Source organism: Streptomyces sp. NPDC079141, from assembly GCF_040686775.1.
Classification (GTDB): Bacteria; Actinomycetota; Actinomycetes; order Streptomycetales; family Streptomycetaceae; genus Streptomyces.
Genome location: NZ_JBFBLP010000003.1, coordinates 660497 through 681951, shown reverse-complemented (window position 1 = coordinate 681951; position 21455 = coordinate 660497). Strand labels below are relative to the sequence as shown.

The 21455-nt window shown below is 72.7% G+C and carries 23 protein-coding genes and 1 pseudogene; 11 read left to right on the top strand and 13 right to left on the bottom strand.

Annotated features, from left to right (window positions below):
* Window positions 1-12: 12 nt before the first annotated feature.
* On the top strand, window positions 13-564 hold the full coding sequence (locus AB0Q90_RS12830) for a hypothetical protein (protein ID WP_363164230.1): 552 nt from the start codon (window positions 13-15) through the stop codon (window positions 562-564).
* Between the two features lie 12 nt (window positions 565-576).
* On the opposite strand, the gene AB0Q90_RS12825 is transcribed toward AB0Q90_RS12830, so the two are convergent.
* Window positions 577-1383 (bottom strand): putative protein N(5)-glutamine methyltransferase, encoded by an 807-nt coding sequence (locus tag AB0Q90_RS12825; protein ID WP_363164229.1) that lies wholly within the window; start codon window positions 1381-1383, stop codon window positions 577-579.
* A gap of 207 nt (window positions 1384-1590) precedes the next feature.
* On the opposite strand from AB0Q90_RS12825, the gene AB0Q90_RS12820 reads away from it, so the two are divergent.
* Entirely contained in the window at window positions 1591-2031 is a 441-nt protein-coding gene (locus AB0Q90_RS12820; protein ID WP_363164228.1) for a MarR family winged helix-turn-helix transcriptional regulator, read from the top strand.
* Here AB0Q90_RS12820 and AB0Q90_RS12815 read toward each other — a convergent pair.
* Complete coding sequence (locus AB0Q90_RS12815; RefSeq protein WP_363164227.1) at window positions 2028-2702, bottom strand: TetR/AcrR family transcriptional regulator; 675 nt, start codon at window positions 2700-2702, stop codon at window positions 2028-2030. The genes AB0Q90_RS12820 and AB0Q90_RS12815 overlap by 4 nt on opposite strands.
* A 92-nt stretch (window positions 2703-2794) precedes the next feature.
* Between AB0Q90_RS12815 and AB0Q90_RS12810 the strand changes: the two genes are divergently transcribed.
* Window positions 2795-3511 carry an NAD(P)H-binding protein gene (locus tag AB0Q90_RS12810; protein WP_363164226.1) on the top strand — a complete coding sequence of 239 codons (717 nt, stop codon included), beginning with the start codon at window positions 2795-2797 and terminating at the stop codon, window positions 3509-3511.
* Here AB0Q90_RS12810 and AB0Q90_RS12805 read toward each other — a convergent pair.
* Entirely contained in the window at window positions 3508-4230 is a 723-nt protein-coding gene (locus AB0Q90_RS12805; RefSeq protein ID WP_363164225.1) for a GNAT family N-acetyltransferase, read from the bottom strand. The two genes, AB0Q90_RS12810 and AB0Q90_RS12805, sit on opposite strands and share 4 nt — an antisense overlap.
* A gap of 152 nt (window positions 4231-4382) precedes the next feature.
* Here AB0Q90_RS12805 and AB0Q90_RS12800 point away from each other — a divergent pair, with 152 nt between their 5' ends.
* The 3 genes from AB0Q90_RS12800 (at window position 4383) to AB0Q90_RS12790 (ending at window position 6934) form a co-directional block, all read left to right on the top strand.
* A complete protein-coding gene (locus tag AB0Q90_RS12800) occupies window positions 4383-4988 on the top strand; it encodes a sulfite oxidase-like oxidoreductase (RefSeq protein WP_363164224.1) in 606 nt (201 codons plus the stop codon).
* Window positions 4981-5736 (top strand): ferredoxin reductase, encoded by a 756-nt coding sequence (locus AB0Q90_RS12795; RefSeq protein ID WP_363164223.1) that lies wholly within the window; start codon window positions 4981-4983, stop codon window positions 5734-5736. Before AB0Q90_RS12800 ends, AB0Q90_RS12795 begins: the two co-directional genes overlap by 8 nt.
* A 229-nt stretch (window positions 5737-5965) precedes the next feature.
* Complete coding sequence (locus AB0Q90_RS12790) at window positions 5966-6934, top strand: acetylxylan esterase (RefSeq protein WP_363164222.1); 969 nt, start codon at window positions 5966-5968, stop codon at window positions 6932-6934.
* 61 nt (window positions 6935-6995) lie between these two features.
* Here the strand turns inward: AB0Q90_RS12790 and AB0Q90_RS12785 are convergent, their stop codons facing one another.
* The gene (locus tag AB0Q90_RS12785; protein WP_363164221.1) at window positions 6996-7613 is read right to left on the bottom strand and encodes a GNAT family protein; all 618 of its coding nucleotides are present in this window, start codon (window positions 7611-7613) and stop codon (window positions 6996-6998) included.
* 201 nt (window positions 7614-7814) lie between these two features.
* Between AB0Q90_RS12785 and AB0Q90_RS12780 the strand changes: the two genes are divergently transcribed.
* Window positions 7815-8558, top strand: a complete 744-nt coding sequence (locus AB0Q90_RS12780; protein ID WP_363164220.1) for a GntR family transcriptional regulator — start codon at window positions 7815-7817, stop codon at window positions 8556-8558.
* On the opposite strand, the gene AB0Q90_RS12775 is transcribed toward AB0Q90_RS12780, so the two are convergent.
* The 3 genes from AB0Q90_RS12775 to AB0Q90_RS12765 all read right to left on the bottom strand — a co-directional run bounded on the left by AB0Q90_RS12775 (window position 8528) and on the right by AB0Q90_RS12765 (window position 10678).
* Complete coding sequence (locus tag AB0Q90_RS12775) at window positions 8528-9313, bottom strand: thioesterase family protein (protein ID WP_363164219.1); 786 nt, start codon at window positions 9311-9313, stop codon at window positions 8528-8530. The genes AB0Q90_RS12780 and AB0Q90_RS12775 overlap by 31 nt on opposite strands.
* A gap of 71 nt (window positions 9314-9384) precedes the next feature.
* Window positions 9385-10110, bottom strand: coding sequence for a class I SAM-dependent methyltransferase (locus AB0Q90_RS12770; RefSeq protein ID WP_363164218.1), 726 nt, complete (start codon window positions 10108-10110; stop codon window positions 9385-9387).
* 4 nt (window positions 10111-10114) lie between these two features.
* On the bottom strand, window positions 10115-10678 hold the full coding sequence (locus AB0Q90_RS12765; protein WP_363164217.1) for a PadR family transcriptional regulator: 564 nt from the start codon (window positions 10676-10678) through the stop codon (window positions 10115-10117).
* Between the two features lie 136 nt (window positions 10679-10814).
* Here AB0Q90_RS12765 and AB0Q90_RS12760 point away from each other — a divergent pair, with 136 nt between their 5' ends.
* A complete protein-coding gene (locus tag AB0Q90_RS12760; protein ID WP_363164216.1) occupies window positions 10815-11642 on the top strand; it encodes a class I SAM-dependent methyltransferase in 828 nt (275 codons plus the stop codon).
* A 266-nt stretch (window positions 11643-11908) separates the two neighbouring features.
* On the top strand, window positions 11909-13054 hold the full coding sequence (gene rho / locus AB0Q90_RS12755) for a transcription termination factor Rho (RefSeq protein WP_363164215.1): 1146 nt from the start codon (window positions 11909-11911) through the stop codon (window positions 13052-13054).
* A 19-nt stretch (window positions 13055-13073) separates the two neighbouring features.
* Here rho and AB0Q90_RS12750 read toward each other — a convergent pair whose 3' ends face one another.
* Window positions 13074-14069 (bottom strand): caspase family protein, encoded by a 996-nt coding sequence (locus tag AB0Q90_RS12750; RefSeq protein ID WP_363164214.1) that lies wholly within the window; start codon window positions 14067-14069, stop codon window positions 13074-13076.
* A gap of 315 nt (window positions 14070-14384) precedes the next feature.
* Here AB0Q90_RS12750 and AB0Q90_RS12745 point away from each other — a divergent pair.
* A pseudogene (locus tag AB0Q90_RS12745) lies at window positions 14385-15269 on the top strand (serine hydrolase); the annotation flags it as partial.
* 35 nt (window positions 15270-15304) lie between these two features.
* Here the strand turns inward: AB0Q90_RS12745 and AB0Q90_RS12740 are convergent.
* The 4 genes from AB0Q90_RS12740 to AB0Q90_RS12725 form a co-directional block, all read right to left on the bottom strand.
* On the bottom strand, window positions 15305-16660 hold the full coding sequence (locus tag AB0Q90_RS12740; RefSeq protein WP_363164213.1) for a glycosyltransferase 87 family protein: 1356 nt from the start codon (window positions 16658-16660) through the stop codon (window positions 15305-15307).
* Entirely contained in the window at window positions 16657-18051 is a 1395-nt protein-coding gene (gene mptB, locus AB0Q90_RS12735) for a polyprenol phosphomannose-dependent alpha 1,6 mannosyltransferase MptB (RefSeq protein ID WP_363164212.1), read from the bottom strand. Before mptB ends, AB0Q90_RS12740 begins: the two co-directional genes overlap by 4 nt.
* Window positions 18052-18172: 121 nt before the next feature.
* Window positions 18173-18583: a hypothetical protein gene (locus tag AB0Q90_RS12730; protein WP_363164211.1), complete on the bottom strand. Its 411-nt coding sequence runs from the start codon at window positions 18581-18583 to the stop codon at window positions 18173-18175.
* 59 nt (window positions 18584-18642) lie between these two features.
* On the bottom strand, window positions 18643-19962 hold the full coding sequence (locus AB0Q90_RS12725) for a hypothetical protein (RefSeq protein ID WP_363164210.1): 1320 nt from the start codon (window positions 19960-19962) through the stop codon (window positions 18643-18645).
* A 104-nt stretch (window positions 19963-20066) separates the two neighbouring features.
* Here AB0Q90_RS12725 and AB0Q90_RS12720 point away from each other — a divergent pair, with 104 nt between their 5' ends.
* Window positions 20067-20486, top strand: a complete 420-nt coding sequence (locus AB0Q90_RS12720; protein WP_363164209.1) for a DUF6234 family protein — start codon at window positions 20067-20069, stop codon at window positions 20484-20486.
* Between the two features lie 7 nt (window positions 20487-20493).
* Here the strand turns inward: AB0Q90_RS12720 and AB0Q90_RS12715 are convergent, their stop codons facing one another.
* Complete coding sequence (locus AB0Q90_RS12715) at window positions 20494-21426, bottom strand: glutaminase (RefSeq protein WP_363164208.1); 933 nt, start codon at window positions 21424-21426, stop codon at window positions 20494-20496.
* Window positions 21427-21455: the final 29 nt, after the last annotated feature.

Sequence of the window (21455 nt, the reverse complement as noted above, 5' to 3'; positions counted from 1 at the left end):
CGGGAGCGAGCCATGACGCACGATCCGGATCACGAAGCGCCACCGCCCGAGGTCCTCGCCGGGCGGGGCGACGACACCACACTCCAGGAGCGTTGGCGGCACCTGTCCGTGCGGGCGCGTGCGGTGACCGCGGCGGCGGCGGTCGCCGCACTCGGCCTCGGCGGCACCCTCGCCTACTCCGCGGCCTCGGGCGAGGGCACGACGCCGGCGGCCTCCGGGGCGCCCTCGGCGTCCGAGACGTCCGACCGGCGCGGTGAATGGTTCAGCCGGGGCATGTGGTTCGGCCTCGCCGTGCACGGCGAGGCGACCGTCGAGGACCCGGACAGCGGCGCGTGGGTCGTCCACCTCTGGCAGTGGGGCACCGTCGAGAGCGTGGCCGGCGACCGGGTCACCGTCCACAGCGATGACGGCGCCGAGTGGACGTGGGCCGTCGACTCGGACATCGACCTGCTCGGCGCGGCCACGCAGGTCGAGGGCCTGGCGGAGGGGGACATCGTCCACCTGGCCGGTACCCGCGCGGCCGACGGCACCCGGACCGCCGACCACATCCTGGTCAGCGACTGAGCGGACGCCCTCCTACGCCACGGTGCCGACCACGACGTGGGCGTACCGCTCCTCGCACACGGCCCGACGGGCCGTCAGGCCGCCCCGGGTGAAGGCCTCGACGGCCGCCGGAGCCTGCCGCTCGCTGGTCTCCACCAGCAGGCAGCCGCCCGGCGCGAGCCACAAGGGCGCCTCGACGGCGACCCTGCGCAGCACGTCCAAGCCGTCCGTGCCGCCGTCCAGGGCGACCAGCGGTTCGTGGTCGCGCGCCTCGGCGGGCAGGAGCCCGACCTCGCCGGTGGGGACGTAGGGCACGTTGGCGGCGAGGATGTCCACCCGGCCGCGGAGCCTGTCGGGCAGCGCGTCGAAGAGGTCGCCCGCGTGGACATGACCGCCGTAGGGGGCGATGTTGCGGCGGGCGCAGCGCACCGCGGCGGGTTCGATGTCGGCGGCGTGCAGCTCGACCGGGCCGAGCGCGGCGGCCAGGGCCGCGCCCACCGCGCCCGAGCCGCAGCACAGGTCCACCACCACTGTGGCGTCCGGGACCTGGGCGAGGGCCTGTTCGACAAGAAACTCGGTGCGGCGCCGGGGCACGAAGACACCCGGTTCCACGGTGATCCGCAGTCCGCGGAACTCGGCCCAGCCGACGACGAGTTCGAGAGGTGCGCCCGCGGCACGGCGGTCCACCATCGCGGCGAGCTCGTCCGGTGTGCGGGCGGCGGCGAGGATCAGGCGCGCCTCGTCCTCGGCGAAGACGCAGCCGGCGGCGCGCAGAGCGGCCACGACGGAATCACCGGAAGCGGCGAAGTCGTGCGTGGAGGAAGGGGAAAAGGGAGGCATGGAAGCCGAGAGCCTTTCGGTAGCCGAAGGGCGCTCCGCGGTCACCTACGGCCGGTGAACCGCGCCGAATCGAGGGAGAGCACCCGACCTGACACAGCGGTAATGGGTCTCACCTCCTCGTTCCGTGCGTCCGGGACAGCCCGCGGACGGCCCGCCCACCCTACCCCAACGATCTTCGAGAACCCCGGCGAGTTGTACTCTGCAACCATGAGCGCAAGTCAGCCCTCCCCGGCGGCGGACGCGGCGGTGGAGACGATCCAGCGCGAGATGACGGCCTTCGCCCGCCGTGCCCGCGCCTCGGCGGGGCGCATGCACCCGGAGCTGTCCCTGGTGTCGTACACGCTGCTCGGGCATCTGGAGGAGAGCGGCGGCTGCCGGGCCACCGACCTGGCCGCGCACTATGCCCTGGACAAGTCCACCGTGTCCCGGCAGGTGGCGGCCCTGGAGCGCGCGGAGCTGATCGGGCGGAGCAGCGACCCGGAGGACCACCGGGTGCAGCTGCTGCATCTGACGGACGCCGGCCGGCGCATCCTCGCCCGGGTCACCGAGCGCCGCCGAGAGGTCGTGCGGGGGCGGCTCGCGGACTGGGCGGAGGAGGATCTGGAGCGGTTCGCCGGGTATCTCGTGCGGTACAACGCCGAGCGCTAGGCTCCCGCGGTCTCGTCCGGGCGGAGTGCGTCCAGGATGAGGGTGAGGCCGTAGGTGAACTCGTCGGCGTAGTCGTAGCCGGGCCTGAGGACGTGCTCGGTGGCCAGTTCGGTGAGGTGGGGGTAGGTGTCGGCGGGCATCTCGCGCAGGATGGCGCCGGTCACCTCGTCCAGTTCCGCCGCGCCTTTGAAGGGCAAGCTCAGTTCCTGGAGCACGAAGCCGTAGAGGTAGCTGTCGATCAGTGAGACGGCGTGCGCGGCCATGGGGACGGAGAAGCCGCCGGCGCGCAGTGCTCCGATGACGGCGTCGTGGTGGCGCAGGGTCGCGGGGCCGGGCCGGGAGCGCGAGTCCATCAGGCCGACGGCCCACGGATGGCGCCGCAGGGCCGCTCTGGCGGAGGTCGCGCGGTCGCGCATGGCGCTCTTCCAGTCGGTGCCGCCCGGCGGCAGGTCGATCTCGCCGAACACCGCGTCCACCATGCCGTCGAGGATGTCCTCCCGGCCCGCGACGTGGTGGTAGAGCGACATCGCCTCGACTCCCAGCGGTTCGGCGACGGCCCGCATGGTGAGCGCGGCCGAGCCCTTCTCGTCCGCCACCGTCACCGCGGCGGCGATCACCCGCTCGCGGCTGAGCGGGGTACGTGCCGCCGCCTTGCGCCGACCCTCGCGCATTCGCCCTCCTTGCCAGCACCTTGACCGCCTTACAGCATAAGGCTACCGTCCCTTACAACATAAGGTGAGCAGGTCGGCGAAGGGCTGCGCCCATGAGCACGGATCGTGTGAAGAAGGTCTGCATCGTCGGAGCCTCGGGGAAGCTCGGGCAGTACATGGTCGGGCACGCGCTGGAACGCGGCTACGAAGTGGTCGGTGTGTGCCGCGAGGCCAGCGTGCCGAAACTGGCCGCCTTCGCGGACCGGATCACCGTCGTCCCCGGGCGCACGAACGACCCGGAGGTGATCCGACGGGCGGTCGCCGGGTGCGACGGAGTGCTGACGGTGCTGGTGCCCTGGGGTGTGCAGCAGTACTCGTCGGGCACGGCACAGGCGGTGCTCGACCACGCACGGCCCGGCGCACGCCTGGTCTTCTCCTGCGGCTGGCACATCACGCGCGACGGCAAGGACAAGTACTCACGGATGTTCACCTGGGGCGTCCGGATCGTCACCGTGCTGGCCAAGCTCGTCCGTGCCGTCGAGATCGACGACCAGGTGGAGGCATGCCGGCGGGTGTTCGCCAGTGACACCCGCTGGACGGTGGTGCGCGGCAGCACACTGAAGGAGGGCGAGAGCGAGGGCCTGCCCGTGTGGAGCCGGCATGTGGGCGACCCCGTGCTGGCCAGCAACCTCACGCGCCGGGTGGACTTCGCCCTGTTCATGGTGGAGGCGCTCACCGACGACACGCTCGTGCAGGAGGCCCCGGCGATCGTGGGCTGCCGGACGCCGAGCGCCCTGGCCCATGCCGATGGCGGGCGGGAAACCGCCTAACCCGCCGTCACCAGCCGTCCGTCGGCACGGTGTTCGGGCACGCGCGTGCCCATGAACACCGTGCTGCCGCTCAGCCGGAAGCCGAGGGACTCGTACAGGCGGATCGCGTTGGTGTTGTCGGCCGCCGCCTGCAGGAACGGCGTCTCTCCGCGCTCCTGGATGCCGTGCGCGACGGCGAGGACCAGGCGCCCGGCCAGTCCCTGGCCGCGGGCGGCGGGGTCGGTGCAGACCGCGCTGATCTCCGTCCAGCCCGGCGGGTGCAGCCGCTCCCCCGCCATGGCGACGAGGACGCCCTCGCGCCGGATGCCCAGGTAGGTGCCGAGTTCCAGGGTGCGGGGCAGGAAGGGGCCGGGCCGGGTCCGCGCGACCAGGTCGAGCATGTCGGGCACGTCGGCGGGGCCGAGGCGGACCGCCTCCGGATCGGGTGCGGCGGCCACGCCGTCGTCCACCATCTGCACGCCCTCGGCGCGGAAGATGATCTCCCAGCCGTCGGGGACCCGGCCGCGGAAGCCGATCAGCAGGGCCTCCGCCCCGGGGCCGGCGAGCGCCGCGACGTCGGCCCAGTCGCCGTCCACGGGATCGTCGGGCAGGGCCACCCAGGACGACACGTCGGCGGGGTAGCGCAGCACCCGGCCGCGCCGCTCGGCGAACCGCGCATGCGGGCCGGTCAACGAGGCCAGGGCCGGATTGCCGAGGACCCGCTCGTACGCCTTGGACATCTGCTCCCACTCTCCTTCGCCGCCACACAGACCAAGCAAGATCGGCCGGTGGCTATTCCCGCGCGGTGGGACACGTACGGTTGAATGAACAACGTACTGATCACGCTCGACCCACGGGCCGCGGCGCACGGCGGCCTGGAGGCACCACTCGCATGAACGTCACCCGAGGCTTCACCGGGCGTCCACGCGTCGACAACCCCGGGCTGCCGCCCGGCCAGTACGACGCGGGCGACGACTGGCCCGTCCTGTCCGCCGAGGTCACACCCGACCTCACACCCAAGGAGTGGACCTTCCGGGTCGACGGCCTGGTCGAGGAGCCCCGCACCTGGAACTGGGCCGAGGCGCACGCCCTGCCCGCGTCGGCGTACGAGGGTGACATCCACTGTGTGACGAGCTGGTCGAAGTTCGGGGTCCGGTTCGGCGGCGTCTCGCTGGACGCCTTCCTGGATGCGGTCCGGCCCCACGGTTCGGCCACCCATGCCGTTGCCTACTCACACACCGGGTACACCACGAACCTGCCGCTCGCGGACCTCACCGGCGGGCGGGCCTGGATCGCCTGGGAGTACGACGGGCAGCCGCTCGCCGCCGAGCACGGTGGTCCCGCGCGGCTGCTGGTGCCGCACCTGTACTTCTGGAAGAGCGCCAAGTGGATCGCCGGGCTGCGGCTCCTCGACCACGACGAGCCGGGCTTCTGGGAGCAGAACGGCTATCACGCGCGCGGCAACCCCTGGGAGGAACAGAGGTACTCCGGTGACTGAGACCTTCACTCCCCCCACGAAGTTCGCCGTGCCCGGGCGTATCGCCGTGAACAACCGGACGGCGACGCTGTGGCAGACCGCCACGCTCACCGGGATCCGGCGCGAGACCCCGCACGCCTCGACCTTCCGCTTCGCGGTGCCGGACTGGGCGGGCCATCTGCCCGGCCAGCACCTCATGCTGCGGCTGACCGCCGAGGACGGCTATGTCGCGCAGCGCCACTACTCGATCGCGTCCGCGCCCGACGACCCGGGGCACATCGAGCTCACCCTGGACCACGTCGAGGGCGGCGAGGTCTCGGGCTGGTTCCACACGGTGGCCGAACCCGGCGACCAGGTGCAGGTGCGCGGCCCGCTGAGCGGCTTCTTCGCCTGGCCCGGCGACCGGCCCGCGCTGCTGATCGGCGCCGGATCCGGGGTCGTACCGCTGATGTCGATGGTGCGCCACCACCGGGCGCGCGGCCTGGACGTGCCGCTGCGGCTGCTGGTCTCGGCGCGCGGCCCCGAACAGCTCATCTACGGGCGGGAGTACGGCGCGGAGACGACGCCCGTGTTCACGCGGAGCGCGCCCCACGGTGTACCCGTGGGTCGTGTGTCGGCGGCACATGTGGCGACACTCCTGGCCGAGCAGCCGCCCGGTGGGTGGGAGGCCTATGTGTGCGGCTCGAACGGGTTCGCCGAGCACGCCTCGCGCCTGCTCGTCGAGGCCGGGCAGCCGGTGGACCGCATCCGTATCGAGCGCTTCGGCTGACACCCAGGGTGACCCGACCACCTGAGAGGGCACCTCGGCCGTCCGAGATCTCGCACATCTCGTCCACGACGATCAGCTCAACTTCGCTGACCAGCACTTACGTGCCGCTGACCGGCATGTCGGCCGCAGCGGTCCGTAGGGCCGGGACGGTGCAGCACCCTGGCGAGAGGTCGGATGACCCACGTAACGTGTGATCATCCGCACCTCCTCTTCACAAAGGTGGTCCCTCATGGCCCTGTTCGACCTCCCGCTCGACGAACTGCGCGAGTACCGCAGCGATTCCGTCGAGCCCGAGGATTTCGACGCGTTCTGGTCGAAGACGCTCCAGGAAGCCCGCGAGCACGATCTGGACGCCCGATTCGAGCCGGTCGACACGGGCCTGTCCACGGTGACGGTGTACGACGTGACGTTCGCCGGGTTCGGCGGCCACCCGGTGAAGGGCTGGCTGACGCTGCCCGCGGCGGCGGAGGAACCGGTGCCGCTGGTGGTGGAGTTCATCGGCTACGGCGGTGGGCGCGGACTGCCGCACGAGCATCTGCTGTGGGCGTCCACGGGCCGGGCGCACTTCGTGATGGACACCCGCGGTCAGGGCAGCGCGTGGGGCGGTGGCGGCGGTACCCCGGACCCGGTGGGCGGCGCTCCCGCGTACCCGGGTTTCATGACGCGCGGTATCGACGCTCCCGAGAACTACTACTACCGGCGGGTGTTCACGGATGCGGTGCGGGCGGTGGAGGCGGCCCGCAGCCATCCCCTCACCGACGCCTCGCGGACGGTCGCGCTGGGTGGCAGCCAGGGCGGCGGGATCACGATCGCGGTGGGCGGCCTGGTGCCGGACCTGGCGGCGATCGCGCCGGACGTGCCGTTCCTGTGCGACTACCCGCGCGCGGCGACGCTGACAGACCGTCACCCGTACCGGGAGATCGGCCTGTACCTCAAAACGCACCGCGGCCGCTTCGCGGACGCCCTGCGCACCCTTTCCTACTTCGACGGCGTGCACTTCGCGGCCCGCGGCCGGGCCCCGGCCCTGTTCTCGGCCGCCCTTGAGGACCAGACCTGCCCGCCCTCGACCGTCTACGCCGCCTTCAACGCCTGGGCGCACGACGACAAGAAGATCGAGGTCTACGACTTCAACGACCACGAGGGCGGCGGCCCGTACCAGGAGGCGGCCAAGCTGCGCTGGTTGCGGTCGTACGCCTGAGAGGCGGCCGAGTGGTGCGTCCGTGTCCGTCGACGGGTGCGGACGCACTACCGCGCCTCGGTCAGGCAGACGTGCGGCCGGCTTCTTCCGGCCGCCCCCGGTGCCGGGACCACTCCGGCGCCAGGATCGACATCACGGTCGCGTCCACCCGCTCGCCCTCCCAGAGCAGCGCATCGCGCAGTACGCCCTCGGCGACGAACCCCGCCTTCTCGTAGGCGCGGCGAGCCCGCGGATTGAAGGCGTAGACCTCCAGCGAGATGCGGTGCAGACCCAGTTCCTCGAAGCCGTGTCCGACGATCAGCCGGGTCGCTTCCGTCCCCAGGCCGCGTCCGTAGGTCCCGGGTACGAGGCAGATGCGGAAGTTGCAGCTTTCGTTGCCCGGATCCCACTCGTTGAGCACGACCTCGCCCACGACGCTCCCCGTCGCCTGCTCGACCACGGCGAGGTCCAGCCGGTCGTCCTGGTGCCGACGGGTGTCGTACCAGGTGCGGATGCGCGCCTCGTCGAGTTCGGCGCCGTCGTGGTGGCCGGTCAGCCGTGACGCCTCCGCGTCCCGGAACATCGGCATCAGCGCGGGCACGTCGTCCACGGTGACCGCGCGGAGCAGGACCTGTTCCCCTTCCAGGGTGGGTTTGCTGAGGAAGTCGGGGCGTGGGGCGGTTCGAACATGATCAGCCATGGCCGCATTGTGTACGGCCGCTTCGGCCGACGTCCTCCCGTTTTCCGCGCCCCGTCTTCCGTGCCGCGTCGCACCCGCCGACGCGGACCGGTTTCGGCCGAACCGGCCCGACACCCTTCCCTACTGGTTTAGACCAATGCTAGATCTGGTGGCGCAATGAGCCCGCACGGCTACGGCACGTCACCAACAGGAGGGCGCGGCATGGCCCGCACCACCCCGCACGACCATCCGCTCACCGAGGGACAGCCCCTCTACTGGCGCATCGCGACGCAGCTGCTCGGCGAGCTGCGCGACGGCATCATTCCGCCCGGCGAACGACTGCCGGGCGAACGGCAGTTGGCGCGGCACTTCGGGGTCAGCAGGGAGACCGTACGGCAGGCGCTGGAGGTGCTGCGCCACGACGGTCTGGTCGCCACCGACCGGCGCGGCAGCCACGCCACGCTGCCCGGTCCGCCGAGGGAGAACCCCTCGGCGCTCGCCTTCCCGGTCGGCGCCCGGGCGGCGGACCCGAACGCCGTCGACCGGACGACGGTCACCTGGGAGGCTCCCCCGCCGGGCCACGCGGAGGCCCTGGGACTCGCCCCCGAGCGGCCGACGCTCGTGCACCGCTACGAGTCCGCCGCCGCCGACGGACGCGGCCGGCGCACGGCCGTGACCTCGTTCTCGGCCGTGGCGCTGGCCGAGGTCGAGGAGCTGGCCCGCTACCGGGACCGCGCCAGCGACTCCGCGTCGGCCCAGCTCCGGCGCGCCTACGACTGGATGCGCAAGGCCGGTCTGACGCTGCACCACCGTGACTGCATCACACCCCTGGCGGGCGCGTCGTCGGTCAGGGTCACCCGGCGCGTGCACGATCAGTACGACCGTCCGCTGGAGATCACCGACCTCGTCGTGGACGCCCGACGGGACGCCCTGGTCTACGAGTTCACGCTGCCGGCGGCCGGCTGACCCCGGACGACCCGGGACTGCCGGCCCAGCGCGAGCAGCCGCCCGTCCGCCGCCCAGACCGCGCTGTCGTCGACGGCCCAGCCGGCGCCGGCGTGGTCGGTGCGGATGCGGACCAGTGCCCAGCCGTCCGGGGCGTCGGCATCGAGGGCGTCGGTGAGGTGGACGGTCAACTCCGCCGTGGGCACCGGGCGCGGGGTGCGCCAGCGGGCGTACAGCGCGGGCGGCAGGACGTCGGTGAGGGTGACGGCCGCCGCGGCGTCGAGCGGGCGGCCGTCCAGGAAGCGCACCCAGGCCACGAGTTCGGCCGTGTCGCCGCCGGCGAGCGGGCGGGCCGGGGTGGCGGGCCGTATCTCCAACTGTCGGGCGAACGGGGAGAGTTCCACCGGCAGACCGAGGGGCCGGCAGTCGTCCGGCCCCGGCACGTCCGGGGCCGGCTGCCCGTCGTACGACGGTCCCGTGCGCCCCGGTCCGAACAGCGCGGAGCCGACGACGACCGGCGCGCCGTCCTGGTGGCCACTGAAGACGCAGGCGGCGGTGCGGCGGCCGGATGCCGGCGCGGTCCCGGAGAAGTGCAGCGGGCCGGCGCCGACGGGGGCCAGGAAGTGGGTGGTCAGGGTGCGGACCGGCCGGTCTCCGCCGGTGAACCGGTCGCGTACGGCGGTCAGGGCGACGGCGGCGACATGACCGCCGTGCGCTCCCTCCCAGGACCACCACAGGGGGTCAATGCGTGTCTCGGGCTCGATCGTCGCGGTCACGGGCCCACCATAACCTCGTCGGTTGGAAAAACAAACCCACTCGCGACCACTGCGTTGGAAAACCCAACCCGCTAGTCGGGGCGCCGCGCGACGACCATGCGGACCCGCGGGCTGCCGTCGCGCCGCCTGCCGAACTCGGGCAGGTCCTCCAGGCCGACGGCGAATCCGGCGCGCTCCAGCTCCCGGCACACGTCGCCGAACCTCAGCGCCCGGTAGTACATGACGAACGGCGGACGCCACACGGCGTTGCGCACCCGCATGACCGCGTCGAAGCCCAGCAGCATCCAATAGGCGCGCGATCCGGGGCGCGGCGGGGCGATCACCGGGAAGACGAAGCGGCCGCCCGGCCGCAGCACCGAGTGGACCTGGGCGAACAGGCCCGGCACCTCGGACGGCAGGAAGTGCCCGAACGCCCCGAAGCTGACCACGAGATCGAAGGCCGGGGCGAACGGGAGGGCGCGGGCGTCGGCCCGGACGTAGGTCACGGGCGGCCCCGCCGACGGTGTGCGCCCGCGGGCGACGGCGAGCATGCCCGCGCTGAAGTCGACCCCCGTGACGCCGCGTCGGCACACGCGCGCGAGGACGTCGATCCCGGCGCCCGTGCCGCAGCACAGGTCGAGTCCGGCTTCGAAGGGGCCGAGCCGCTCCAGCGCGGCGCCCACGGCGTCGAGCACCGAGTCCGGTGTGCGGAAGGGGGTGTGGTCGAACTTCGGCGCGAGCAGGTCGTAGCCGCGCTCGACCGACGACAGCGCCTGGACGGCGAGTTCGCGCAGGCTGGGGCCTTCGGGGCTGAACATCGCGTCAGCCTAGGGGAGCCCGCTCCCGCAGGACGGCGAGAACGCGCTCGCACCAGCCGACGTTCTCCCGCTCGTAGGCGATGCCGCCCAGCAGGGTGAGGTAGGGGCCGACGCGGTCGGTCTCGCGGAGGTACTCCTCCTCGGTCCGCCCGGCCAGCATGCGCTCGCGCACCCGCTCGTAGCGGGCGAGCTTGCCCTGCGCCCAGGACAGGCGCTCCTCGACCAGCGCGCGGGCCGGCGCGGGGTCCGAGTCGTCCATGGCCTGGATCTTGATCAGCAGCTCGTCACGCATCGCGGCGGGCCGGCGCACCGGCTCGGCGGCGAAGGAGCGCAGCTCCTGCCGTCCCGCGTCGGTCAGCGTGAACATCCGCTTGTTGGGCCTGCGTTCCTGCTGCACCACCCGGGCCTCGATCAGCCCGTCCTGCGCGAGCCGCTCCAGTTCCCGGTAGAGCTGCTGGGGAGTCGAGGCCCAGAAGTTCGCGAACGACACGTCGAAGACCTTGGACAGCTCGTACCCGGAGGCCTCCCCCTCCAGGAGAGCGGCCAGAACGGCGTGCTTGAGAGACATATGGGCACGCTAGCAGGAAGCGATTAACCCCATGCACACCTACTCAACTAATTGAGTAACTGATCGCCAAGGAGACTCAGGCGGGTTCTGCCCGAGTCGACGCCCCTGCCGCGCCCGTTCGCGGTTGGATGTCCCCATGAGCACCGACGAGCACGCACGGCTGATGCGGGCCAACCAGGCGAACTGGGACGCCCGCACGCCCGTCCACCTCGCCAGCCGGTTCTACGGGCTCGACCGGGACCTCGATCCGGACCGCTGGTTCGCCCCCTTCGAGTGGGAGGACCTCGGCGACCTGGCCGGCCGTGACGTGCTCCATCTCCAGTGCCACCTCGGCACCGAGACACTCGCTTTCGCCCGGCGCGGGGCCCGGGCGACCGGCCTGGACTTCTCCGCCGCGTCCGTGGCCGCCGCGACCGGCGTCGCGGCGCGGGCCGGCCTCGACGTGACCTACGTACAGGCCAATGTGTACGACGCGGTGAAGGCGCTGGGGCGACGGCGGTTCGACGTCGTGTACACCGGCAAGGGCGCCCTGTGCTATCTGCCCGACCTGGCGCGCTGGGCGGGGATCGTGGCCGAACTCCTGCGCCCCGGCGGCGTGTTGTACGTCGTCGAGTTCCATCCGCTGCTCAACTCGCTGGGCCCGAAGCCCGCTCCGGGCGAGGGACCCGAGCTGCTGCTCCGCCACGACTACCTGGGCGGCCGCGGCCCCGTGCACCGGGACGCCACCCACACCTACACCGACGGCCCGGCCGTCGAGGGCGCCACCGACAGCTATGAGTGGATGCACGGAATAGGAGAGGTCGTCGACGCGTTGACATCGGCAGGACTGACCGTGCGGCGGCTGCGGGAGAGCGAGGAGCTGCCCTGGCAGCGCTGGCCGCAGATGGTCCGGACGCCGTCCGGCTGGTGGCGTCTCACCGAACCGCGGATCCCGCTCCTGTACGGCCTGCTGGCCGCTCGCTGAGCCCACCCCGTCCGCACCGTGTGGTACGGTGCGGCTAGCACTTGTGTACGCCCTGCTACGGGCGCCGGTGCCAGTTCTCCTTCAGTTCGCTGATCCGCCGCCGTTCTCCGACCGGCGCGTCGGCTTCTCGTCACCACCTCGCAAGCCCTGCTCACGAGGTGCTGTTTCCCGCCGCCTGAAGGCGCTCTGTCCGCCTTCCCCTCGCGGCTTCTCCCCCCTTCCTTCCGCATGTCTCATGCCTCGTGTCCGTGAAAGGACCCACTCCGATGACCACCACACTCGAACCCCCTGTCCAGAAGTCCACGCCCCAGGCCGTCACCGGTGTCCTCGACATCGACGCGAGCGGAAAGGGGCACCTGCGGGCCGTGAGCTGCCTGCCCTCGTCCTCCGATCCCCAGGTCCCCCCTGCACTGATCCGCCGTCACGGCCTGCGCAAGGGCGACCTCGTCGACGGCCTGCGCGGCGACCGGCGCACGCTCTCCGAGGTCGTGCACGTCAACGGCCGTACGCCCGAGGAGCTGCGCGGCCGGCGCCGCTTCGCCGACCTCACCCCGCTGCACCCGGGCGAGCGGCTCCGCCTCGAACACCCGGGCGCAGCCCTGACCGGTCGCGTCGCCGACCTGGTCGCCCCCGTCGGCAAGGGCCAGCGCGGGCTGCTCGTCGCCCCGCCCAAGACCGGCAAGACCGTGCTGCTCCAGCAGATCGCGGCCGCCGTCGCCGGCAACCACCCCGAGTGCCGCCTGATGGTGGTCCTCCTCGACGAGCGCCCCGAGGAGGTCACCGACATGCGCCGCTCGGTGCGCGGCGAGGTGTACGCCTCGACGTTCGACCAGGCCGCCAAGCAGCACATCGCCCTCGCCGAACTCGTCATCGAGCGCGCCAAGCGGCTGGTCGAGGCCGGCGAGGACGTCGTCGTCCTGCTCGACTCGCTGACCCGCCTGTGCCGGGCGCACAACAACGCCGCCGCCTCCGGCGGCCGCACCCTGAGCGGCGGTGTCGACGCCGCCGCCCTGCTCGGCCCCAAGCGCTTCTTCGGCGCCGCCCGCCGCGCCGAGGAGGGCGGCTCGCTCACCATCCTCGCCACCGCCCTGGTGGAGACGGGCTCGCGCGCCGACGACTACTTCTTCGAGGAGCTCAAGAGCACCGGCAACATGGAGCTCCGCCTGAACCGCGAACTCGCCTCGCGCCGCGTCTTCCCGGCCGTCGACATCAACGCCTCCGGCACCCGCCGCGAGGAACTGCTCCTGACCCCGGCCGAGTTGACCACCGTACGCGGACTGCGGCGCGTCCTGCAGAACAAGGACGGCCTGGAGACCCTGCTGGAGCGGATGCGCGAGACGCCGGACAACGCGACGTTCCTGCGGCGGATCCAGCCGACGCTGCCGCAGGACGACGGTTCCGGGCGCGCCTGATCCAGCGGGCGGCCAGACCTCACCAGGCGCGGTCCAGGACCCCCAACTCGTCCTCGAAGTACTCCACATCGTGCGCACGGCCCAGGGCGCGGGCTGCCGCCACGCCGTCGCAGAGCGCCCGTTCCCCGGCGCTCCACAGGAGGCCTTCGGCGAATGCCGGGGCAGCGGCGCGCACGAGCGTCACTACGGCCTGGTACACGCTGACGATCTCGGGATGGGAGAGGACCAGGGCCGCCTCGGCGGCCCGATGGAACCGGTACCGCTGGGTCACGTCTTGTGCGAGGGCTGCGTGCATCCTCTTCACTGCCACGGTGCGGTCGAGACGAGTGTCCCGCGCGCGGTGGACGGCCGCCATCCCGCCTCGCCCGATCAACTCGCCCATCGCATACCGGCCGCCGAGCAGCCGCGCCGCCCGGGCGATGACGACGCGGAACTGCACGTCGGCCCACATCTGGGGACGCTGTCGAAGACTCGCGGCCTGCATCCGTTCGTAGACGTACTCGTAGAGGTCGTTGTGGGTCACCAGGCCGTCGTGGTTGCCGTCGGCCTCGCCCGAGCGCAGTCCCTCGATCACCGCGCCGGTGAAGTGGGACTGCTCGGGCTCCAGTTCGCTGAGGTGGGTACCTTCCCAGGCGAACTCGGCGCGGTTCGTCGCCGTCAGTACCACCCGGCCGTGGCCCGCCAACTCGTCCTTGAGGTGCACCCGGCGGTCCCCCTTGGACCCGGGCAGGAAGGCGCCGCTGTAGCAGCAGTCGAGCAGCAGGACCACGGACCGGGCCCAGCAGCGGCTCATCTGGGCGCGCAGGAAGGCTGCCTCCACGGCGGTCGAGCCGAGCAGGTTCAGGTCCGTGCCGCCGGCCGCGAAATACAGTTCGCCCTGGTCGTCCTTGATGCCGTGACAGGAGAGGTGCAGCAGGAGGACGTCGTTCCTGCGGCGGTCCCGGAAGAACTTCTCGATGGCCCGCTTGACCTCGTGGTTCCGGGCGTCCACCAGGGTCTCGACCCCCGAAGTCACCGATGGACCGATCGGCGAGCACCTCGGCCAGCCCCTCGACATCGCGCACGGGCGAGCGCAGCCGCCGCAGTTCGGCGCTGTCGTACCGGCCCGTGGCGATCAGCAGGGCGAAGCGGCCACCGCCGTCGCCACCCATGCCGGCCCCCTGCCACCGTCACAGCTGATGGGCAGCCAGTTCAGTGCCGGGCGCGCGGCGTTGCCCCGTCGTCGCGCAAGGGCGTGCGGGGCTGCCCGGCGTGCGGCATCCGGGTGCTCGCGGGCGACGCTCCGTCCGGGCAGCGTGGTGTGTCGCGCGGCTGTTCCTACGTTGATCATATGAAGATCGGATTCTCCTCTCGGGTGGCCATCTCGACCTGTGCGCTGTGTGTGGCGGGGCTGATGGGGCTCTCCCCCGCCATGGCCGCTGCTCGTGGCGGCGCGGATCCCGGTGGCCCGGACCGGCAGCGTGCGGCGGTCGCGGACCCGTCCGTGCTGCACCGGCCCGGCACACAGGTCCAGCGGCGGGCCGGGGCGCCCCGGGTGCCGGCCGTTTCCGCGCTGTCGTGGGTCGTTGCCGACGCCGACACCGGCCAGGTGCTGGCCGCCCACAACGCGCACCGCAGACTGCCGCCCGCCAGCACGCTCAAGACGCTGTTCGCGCTCACGGTGCTGCCGCTTCTGCCGGGCGGTGTCCGGCACCGGGTCGACGCGGAGGAGCTCTCGGGGATGGGGCCGGGCAGCAGCCAGGTCGGGGTCGCCGAGGGGCGTACGTACCGGGTCGCCGATCTGTGGCACGGGGTGTTCCTCAACTCCGGCAACGACGCCGTGCACGTCCTGGCCGAGCTGAGCGGCGGCTGGCGCAGCACGGCCGCGCGGATGCAGGCCAAGGCGCGTTCCCTCGGCGCCCTGGACACGCGCGTGCTGTCGCCGGACGGCTATGACACTCCGGGGCAGCTGTCGTCGGCGTACGACCTGGCGGTGTTCGGCCGGGCGGGGCTGCGCAACCCCGACTTCGCCCGGTACTGCGCCACCGTCGAGGCCCGGTTCCCGGGCGGGGGCGGATGGTCGTATCCCATCCGCAACACCAACCGGCTGCTGACCGGGGCCGACGGGGTGGCACGGTACCCGGGCCTGATCGGTGTGAAGAACGGCTATACGAGCAAGGCGGGGCACACCCTCGTGGCGGCGGCGCGCAAGGGCGGGCGGGCGCTCGTCGTCACGGTGATGAACCCTCAGGCGGGCGGCGGGCTCACCGTCTACGAGGAGGCGCGCGAGCTGCTCGACTGGGGGTTCGCGGCAGCCGGGCGGGTGCAGCCCGTGGGCTCGCTGGACGCGCTGCGGGCCAGGCCGAGGCCGGGTCCCGAGGCGGTGACCGCGGCCGTGGCGCCGCCGCCCGCCGAGGAGGGGCCGGGCTGGACGGAGACGGGGGCGATCGCGGGCGCCGCGGCGCTGGGCGCCGGCGCCGTCGTGCTGACCCTTCGCTCCAGGAGCGGCCGCTCGTCTCGGAGTTGACCCACCGGCAGCCACAGCAGCAGGCCCAGGGTGATCCAGACGTAGGTGTTGGCGCCGACGAACCCGTCGGCGCCGGACGCGTCGTCGAACCACAGCCACACCACGCTCGTGCACATCACCGCGTACAGAACGCCCGCCACGCGCGCGTACCCGGCGCGCAGCAGCACGGCGAAGGACGGCAGCAGCCACACCAGGTGGTGCACCCAGGTGATCGGGCTGACCAGACAGGCGGTCAGCCCGGTCAGGGCGAAGGCGGCCTGCCACTCCCCCGCGGCCACCGCCCGGCGGGTCCGCCAGGCCCAGACGCACAGCACCAGCAGCACGGCGATCGCCCACGGCGCGCGGTCCGGTTCGCCGAGGCGGGCCAGGACGCCCTGGAGGGACTGGTTCGAGACGTAGTCCAGGCGGCCCACACGGGTCGTGTCCCACAGGGCGCGCGTCCAGTAGAACCGCGAGGCGTCCGGGGCCGCCCAGGCCGCCAGGGCCGTGGCCCCGGCGGCGACCGCCGTCGCGACAGCCGCGGCCCGCCATCTGCGGGCGAGCAGCAGCAGACCGATGAAGAGCGCGGGCGTGAGTTTGACCGCCGCCGCCAGACCGATCCCGAATCCCGCCAGGCGTCCCCGCCCGGTGCTCAGCAGCCAGGCGTCCGTCAGCACCAGGGCGAGCAGCAGGACGTTGACCTGGCCGAAGCTGAAGGTGTCCCGCAGCGGCTCGAACAGGGCGAGCGCACAAACGGCCAGCGCGCAGCCGTACCAGCCGTGGCGGCGCCAGTCCGGGCCGGCCAGGATGCGCACGACCACGGCCAGGGCGAGCAGGTTCAGCAGGAGCGCGACGACGATCGCGCCGGGCAGGTCCAGCAGGGCCATCGGCGCCATGGCCACGGCCGCGAACGGCGGGTAGGTGAAGCCGTACGTCGTGCCGGGCACCAAGTAGTCGTAGATACGGCCGCCGTGGTGGAGCCAGCTGTCGACCGTGCCGTGGTAGACGCGCAGGTCGAACCAGTCGCGCAGCAGCGGCACGGTCAGGGTGAACACGGTCACGGCGGTGGCGAGGAACACCACCAGCAGCAGTCGGCCGCGGTCGGTGCGGGACAGTCTCATGCGGCCCGTCCCCATGCCGGTGCCAACTCCGCCTGGTGGGCCTGCCACAGAACGACGACGGCGAGCGCGCCACCGGAGACGGCCAGGACGAGTTGCCCGGTGTCGGCCGGACCACCGCTGGGCAGCGTGGCGAGCGCCAGTACGCCGGTCACGGCCGCCACCCGGTGGCGTACCGAGGTGCTGGGGGCCGCGGCGGCTATCAGGAACAGGCCCCACAGCGCGTACCAGGGGCGGACGGCGGGGCCGAGCGCGGCCACGGCGGCCAGGCTCAGGCCGAGCGCGTACACCGGTCGCGGGCGCAGGCGCAGCCATATCGCGGCTACGGCGGCCACCGCGGCGGCGATGCCGAGCGCGTGCCAGGCGGGGACGGCGAAGGGGGCCAGGTCGCTGCCCAGCCACTCCAGCAGGGCGCGGGTGGCACGGCCCAGGAGGCTGGTGAGGGCCCAGTTGTGCGGGGATACGGGGGTGTCGAGGGCGCCGATCCAGCCGTAGCCGGTGCCTGCGACGGCGGTCGCTGCGACCGTGGTGGCCGCCGCCGCGGCCGTCGTGCCCGCGATGGCCGGTGCAGGCCTGCGGCCCGCCCGGATCTGGAGCACCACGACCGCGGCCAGGCCGAGGACGGCGGGCGCCTTGACCAGGGCGGCGAGCGTGACCAGCACGGCGCCCAGCGCGGGCCACCGGCCGAGCGCCGCGACCAGGCCGACGCCCAGCAGACCGAGCATGACGGCGTCGTTGTGGGCGCCCGCCACCAGGTGCAGCAGGACCAGCGGGTTGAGCGCGCCGAGCCAGAGCGCCGCGGCCGGGTCGGCGCCGCTGTGCCGGGCCAGGCGCGGCAGCGCGGCGGCCATCAGCGCCACCCCGATCAGGGCGACGAGCCGCATCCCGAAGAGCCCCGCGGGGAGTTCACCGCTGGTGAGGGCGGACAGTCCGGAGGCGAGGGCGAGGAAGACCGGGCCGTACGGCGCTCCGGTGTGCTGCCAGAGCGGGGCGACCTCGTCGGCGAGGGGGCCGCCGAGGTGTGCGGGGCCGTGCGTGTAGACGTCGAGGTGGGCGTCGACCATGGCGCCCTGGGCGAGATAGCTGTACACGTCCCGGCTGAACAGCGGCGGCGCGAGCAGCAGCGGGGTCGCCCAGGCCGCGAGTGTGACCAGCAGGGCGCGGGGGGACGGCGGCCGACCGCTGGTCAGCAGCCGGCCCAGCAGCGCCCAGGCCGCGATCAGCAGGACGACGCCGAAGTACACGCCGATCAGGCCGAGGGCGGCCTCGGCGGAGGAGGGGGCGAGGAGGTCCCGGACGGGGAGGGCTCCGGCCGTTCCTCCGCCCGCCGTGAGGAAGGCGGTACCGGCCAGCCCGAGCACCTGGCAGCGGCGGAGATCGACGGGAAAAGCCATGGCCAACACTCGGGTAGCGTGTCAACGCAGGGTGGCCGGAAATCGACGCGAAGCCCTCGGGTGGGAAGCCGGGGTGTGTCCGGTGCGTGGTGGGTTCCGGTCCGTACGGCGGGACGCGCCGTCAGGCCTCGCGCGGCGCCGCCGACCCGTCCCCGCCACGGAAGAACCCCGCCTGAAGGGTGTGGACGGTGACCGTGCCTCCGCCGAGCATCTCGGCCTTCTGCCGGAGCTGGTCCACGACCACCGGGCTCGGCCGGCCGTACACGTCGATGGCCCTCATGCGGATGAGCCCGCCGAACGCACGGAATTTCTCCCGGCCGATGTCCAGGTGGAGCTCCATGGACGCCGCATCGGGGTGGACAGCCACGGTCGTCATCATCGACTCGGCCTCGTCGATGAAGAAGCAGTAGGAGATCAGCTGCGGCTCGCGCGCCTCGACGAACGCGGCCAGATCACGCATCGCCTCCTTCACCTCCGCGAGCTTGCCCTCGCGGAGGTCGGAGCGATCCGTGTAGAAGATGGGGTCGGTCATGCCGCCCGAACCTAGCGCCGGCCCGCGGGCAAGCCCGCGCGGCGCGCGGGCCGGCGCAGCTAGATGAAGCGCGAACTCGGTACCGGGCCCGGGGACGACAGATGTGAGCGGTCGCCCTGGAGCCAGGTGTCGCGGATCGCCGTGACGAAGTCCGTGAGGCGGTCGTCCGGGTCCGCAGGGGTTTCCCCGTCGCCCTCGTCCTGGGCCGGGTCGGCGGCGACGATCTGTGCGGCGATCTCCTGCTCCGGGCGGGAGTCGGGTGCCGTCCGCTCCACGTTGCCGTCCTCGCCCACCTGCATGCCCCCGTCCCACGGCGCCGTCGCCGACTGGTGGAGCAGGGTGACGCTGTCGGGGGTGACGGCCGGCGGGTCGGTCCAGCAGCTCGCGTGCTCGTGCAGGATCTGCCCGGGTGCGCGGTCGAAGAGCTGGCCGATGGTCTCGGGGCCCTGCTCCGTGCCGGCCAGTTCGTTCAGGTCGTAGGCGATGACGACGGTGTCCTCGCGGGCGGGGTCGAAGGGCACGGCGGGCAGGGCCAGCACCTCGGCGGCGGCCAGGCCCAGGATGCGACTGCCGCGGTCGGGCAGCAGGGATACGGACGTGGGCCGTACGCCGGCCGCGTCGAGCACCGTCTTCAGCCGCAGCAGGCCCCGCAGGCACTGGTCGTAGGTGTCCTGAAGCCAGGCGAAACGGCCGGTCATGCCCGCGCCGTAGCCGTACGGCGAGAGCGTGCCGAGAACGGTGCCGCCCAGCGCGTACTGCCAGCCGCGCAGGTCCGTGAGGTCCAGGGGACTCACCGCGGCCGCGCTCGCCGCCCGCTCCAGCATGCGGTTCTGGCGTGCCCGCGCGGGCAGCCACTGGGAGTCCTCGGGGTCCGGCAGCAGCGCGTGCTGACGGCGGGCCAGGGGGAGGTCGCCGGACATGAGGGCGTTGAAGACCAGCAGATAGCGGTCCGGCCAGTCGGCGAGGCGGCTCTCGTGCGCGGTCAGCACCTCGACGGCCTCGCCGTGGCGTCCCTCGCGCTCGCAGGCGGAGACGAGTTCGCGCAGCGCGGCCGTGGAGCCCGGTACCTGTCGCAGTGCCTCGCGCAGGGCGGGTATCGCGAGGTAGGGCACGCCGCGTTCGACGCACGCGTAGCCGAAGTCGTAGAGCTCCTGCGGCTGTTCGGGTCGTGCGGTCAGGGCCTCGGCGGCCCGCTGGAGGTCGTCGAAGCCGGCGGATCCGGCCGCGCGGGCGACCACCAGGGCGACCTCCCCGAGCGGTAGCCCGTCGGTCCCGGACCGCATCTGGCGCAGGGCGCCGGGGATGTCCCCGGAGTCCAGGGATTCCCAGGCCTTGAGGAGTTCGGGGGACTTGGGGCGGCGAGGCTTGCGCGAGAACATGGGGACGATCTTCGCCCGCCGCCGGTCCGCCCTCAACCGCATTAACGGCCACAGTGAGTACGCGTACTCAGGACACGGCATGCACGCGCGGCAAGGCTGGGGGCATGACCACAGCTGCCCGGCCCGAGCGTCTGCATCCGGTGGCCGACGTGTTCCTCGCGCTCGTCCTGCTGGTGGCGGACGCCGTGGCCGCGCTCCTCGCCTACCTGTGGGGCCTGGACGCGGCCGGGTTCGAGTGGCTCGCCGACGACGCGAACCGGTCCGTCAGCTTCACCACGGCCGCCGTGTTCCTCACCGTCGTGGGCTGCCTGGTGCTGGCGACGGCGTTCCTCGCCCGCCGCGGCCGGGCGTACGTCACCGTCGCCTTCCAGGGCCTGGCGGGACTGACGCTGCTGCTCGTCGCGGGCTACGGCCAGCTCCAGCAGTACCGTGAGGACCATCCGCCCGCCCCCGAACCGGGTTACAGCGGACCGCAGTCGCAGTGCCGGTCCGGCGGGGACAGCCGGGAGTGCCTCGGGGGCTGACCCGCGCTCAGAACACCGACAGTCCCGTCAGCGTCGTGAAGCGGTCCAGTGCCGCCACACCCGCCACCGAGTTGCCGCGCTCGTCCAGGCCCGGGCTCCACACGCACAGCGTGCAGCGGCCGGGTACGACCGCGATGATGCCGCCGCCCACGCCGCTCTTGCCGGGCAGGCCGACGCGGTAGGCGAAGTCGCCCGCCGCGTCGTAGGTGCCGCAGGTCAGCATGACCGCGTTGACCTGCTTGGCCTGGCTGCGGGTGAGGAGGCGGGAGCCGTCGGCGCGGACGCCGTGCCGGGCCAGGAAGCCGGTGGCCAGGGCGAGGTCGGCGCAGGACGCCTTGATCGAGCACTGGCGGAAGTACTGGTCGAGCAGGACCGGCACCGGGTTGTCGATGTTGCCGTAGGAGGCCATGAAGTGGCCCAGTGCGGCGTTGCGGTCGCCGTGGGTGGATTCGGAGGCGGCGACGTCCTTGTCGAAGTCCAGGTCCGGGTTGCCGCTCTCCGCGCGGAGGAAGGCCAGCAGTTCGCCCGCCGCGTCACCGGTACGGGTCTGGAGGCGGTCGGTGACGACGAGGGCGCCGGCGTTGATGAACGGGTTGCGCGGGATGCCGTTCTCGTACTCCAGCTGGACCAGGGAGTTGAAGGGGTTGCCGGAGGGTTCGCGGCCCACGTGCTCCCAGAGTTCGTCGCCCTCGCGGGCCAGGTCCAGGGCGAGGGTGAAGACCTTGGTGATGGACTGCGTGGAGAACGGCTCGCGCCAGTCCCCCACGCCGTACACCGTGCCGTCCAGCTCGGCAACGGCCATGCCGAAGCTGCGCGGGTCGCAGGCGGCGAGCGCCGGGATGTAGTCGGCTGCCCGGCCGCGGCCGGGGGTGCGTTCGATCTCCTCGGCGATGCGCTCCAGGACCGGCTCGAAGGTCTGGGACGAAGTCATGATCACCATTGTGCCTCCGGGTCGGTCCTGGCGCGCAT

What these genes read in the sequence shown, in the direction of transcription:
- AB0Q90_RS12830 (WP_363164230.1), top strand. Translation starts at nt 13, where the DNA reads ATGACGCACGATCCGGATCACGAAGCGCCACCGCCCGAGGTCCTCGCC.
- AB0Q90_RS12825 (WP_363164229.1), bottom strand. Translation starts at nt 1,383, where the DNA reads ATGCCTCCCTTTTCCCCTTCCTCCACGCACGACTTCGCCGCTTCCGGT.
- AB0Q90_RS12820 (WP_363164228.1), top strand. Translation starts at nt 1,591, where the DNA reads ATGAGCGCAAGTCAGCCCTCCCCGGCGGCGGACGCGGCGGTGGAGACG.
- AB0Q90_RS12815 (WP_363164227.1), bottom strand. Translation starts at nt 2,702, where the DNA reads ATGCGCGAGGGTCGGCGCAAGGCGGCGGCACGTACCCCGCTCAGCCGC.
- AB0Q90_RS12810 (WP_363164226.1), top strand. Translation starts at nt 2,795, where the DNA reads ATGAGCACGGATCGTGTGAAGAAGGTCTGCATCGTCGGAGCCTCGGGG.
- AB0Q90_RS12805 (WP_363164225.1), bottom strand. Translation starts at nt 4,230, where the DNA reads ATGTCCAAGGCGTACGAGCGGGTCCTCGGCAATCCGGCCCTGGCCTCG.
- AB0Q90_RS12800 (WP_363164224.1), top strand. Translation starts at nt 4,383, where the DNA reads ATGAACGTCACCCGAGGCTTCACCGGGCGTCCACGCGTCGACAACCCC.
- AB0Q90_RS12790 (WP_363164222.1), top strand. Translation starts at nt 5,966, where the DNA reads ATGGCCCTGTTCGACCTCCCGCTCGACGAACTGCGCGAGTACCGCAGC.
- AB0Q90_RS12785 (WP_363164221.1), bottom strand. Translation starts at nt 7,613, where the DNA reads ATGGCTGATCATGTTCGAACCGCCCCACGCCCCGACTTCCTCAGCAAA.
- AB0Q90_RS12780 (WP_363164220.1), top strand. Translation starts at nt 7,815, where the DNA reads ATGGCCCGCACCACCCCGCACGACCATCCGCTCACCGAGGGACAGCCC.
- AB0Q90_RS12770 (WP_363164218.1), bottom strand. Translation starts at nt 10,110, where the DNA reads ATGTTCAGCCCCGAAGGCCCCAGCCTGCGCGAACTCGCCGTCCAGGCG.
- AB0Q90_RS12765 (WP_363164217.1), bottom strand. Translation starts at nt 10,678, where the DNA reads ATGTCTCTCAAGCACGCCGTTCTGGCCGCTCTCCTGGAGGGGGAGGCC.
- AB0Q90_RS12760 (WP_363164216.1), top strand. Translation starts at nt 10,815, where the DNA reads ATGAGCACCGACGAGCACGCACGGCTGATGCGGGCCAACCAGGCGAAC.
- rho (WP_363164215.1), top strand. Translation starts at nt 11,909, where the DNA reads ATGACCACCACACTCGAACCCCCTGTCCAGAAGTCCACGCCCCAGGCC.
- AB0Q90_RS12740 (WP_363164213.1), bottom strand. Translation starts at nt 16,660, where the DNA reads ATGAGACTGTCCCGCACCGACCGCGGCCGACTGCTGCTGGTGGTGTTC.
- mptB (WP_363164212.1), bottom strand. Translation starts at nt 18,051, where the DNA reads ATGGCTTTTCCCGTCGATCTCCGCCGCTGCCAGGTGCTCGGGCTGGCC.
- AB0Q90_RS12730 (WP_363164211.1), bottom strand. Translation starts at nt 18,583, where the DNA reads ATGACCGACCCCATCTTCTACACGGATCGCTCCGACCTCCGCGAGGGC.
- AB0Q90_RS12725 (WP_363164210.1), bottom strand. Translation starts at nt 19,962, where the DNA reads ATGTTCTCGCGCAAGCCTCGCCGCCCCAAGTCCCCCGAACTCCTCAAG.
- AB0Q90_RS12720 (WP_363164209.1), top strand. Translation starts at nt 20,067, where the DNA reads ATGACCACAGCTGCCCGGCCCGAGCGTCTGCATCCGGTGGCCGACGTG.
- AB0Q90_RS12715 (WP_363164208.1), bottom strand. Translation starts at nt 21,426, where the DNA reads ATGGTGATCATGACTTCGTCCCAGACCTTCGAGCCGGTCCTGGAGCGC.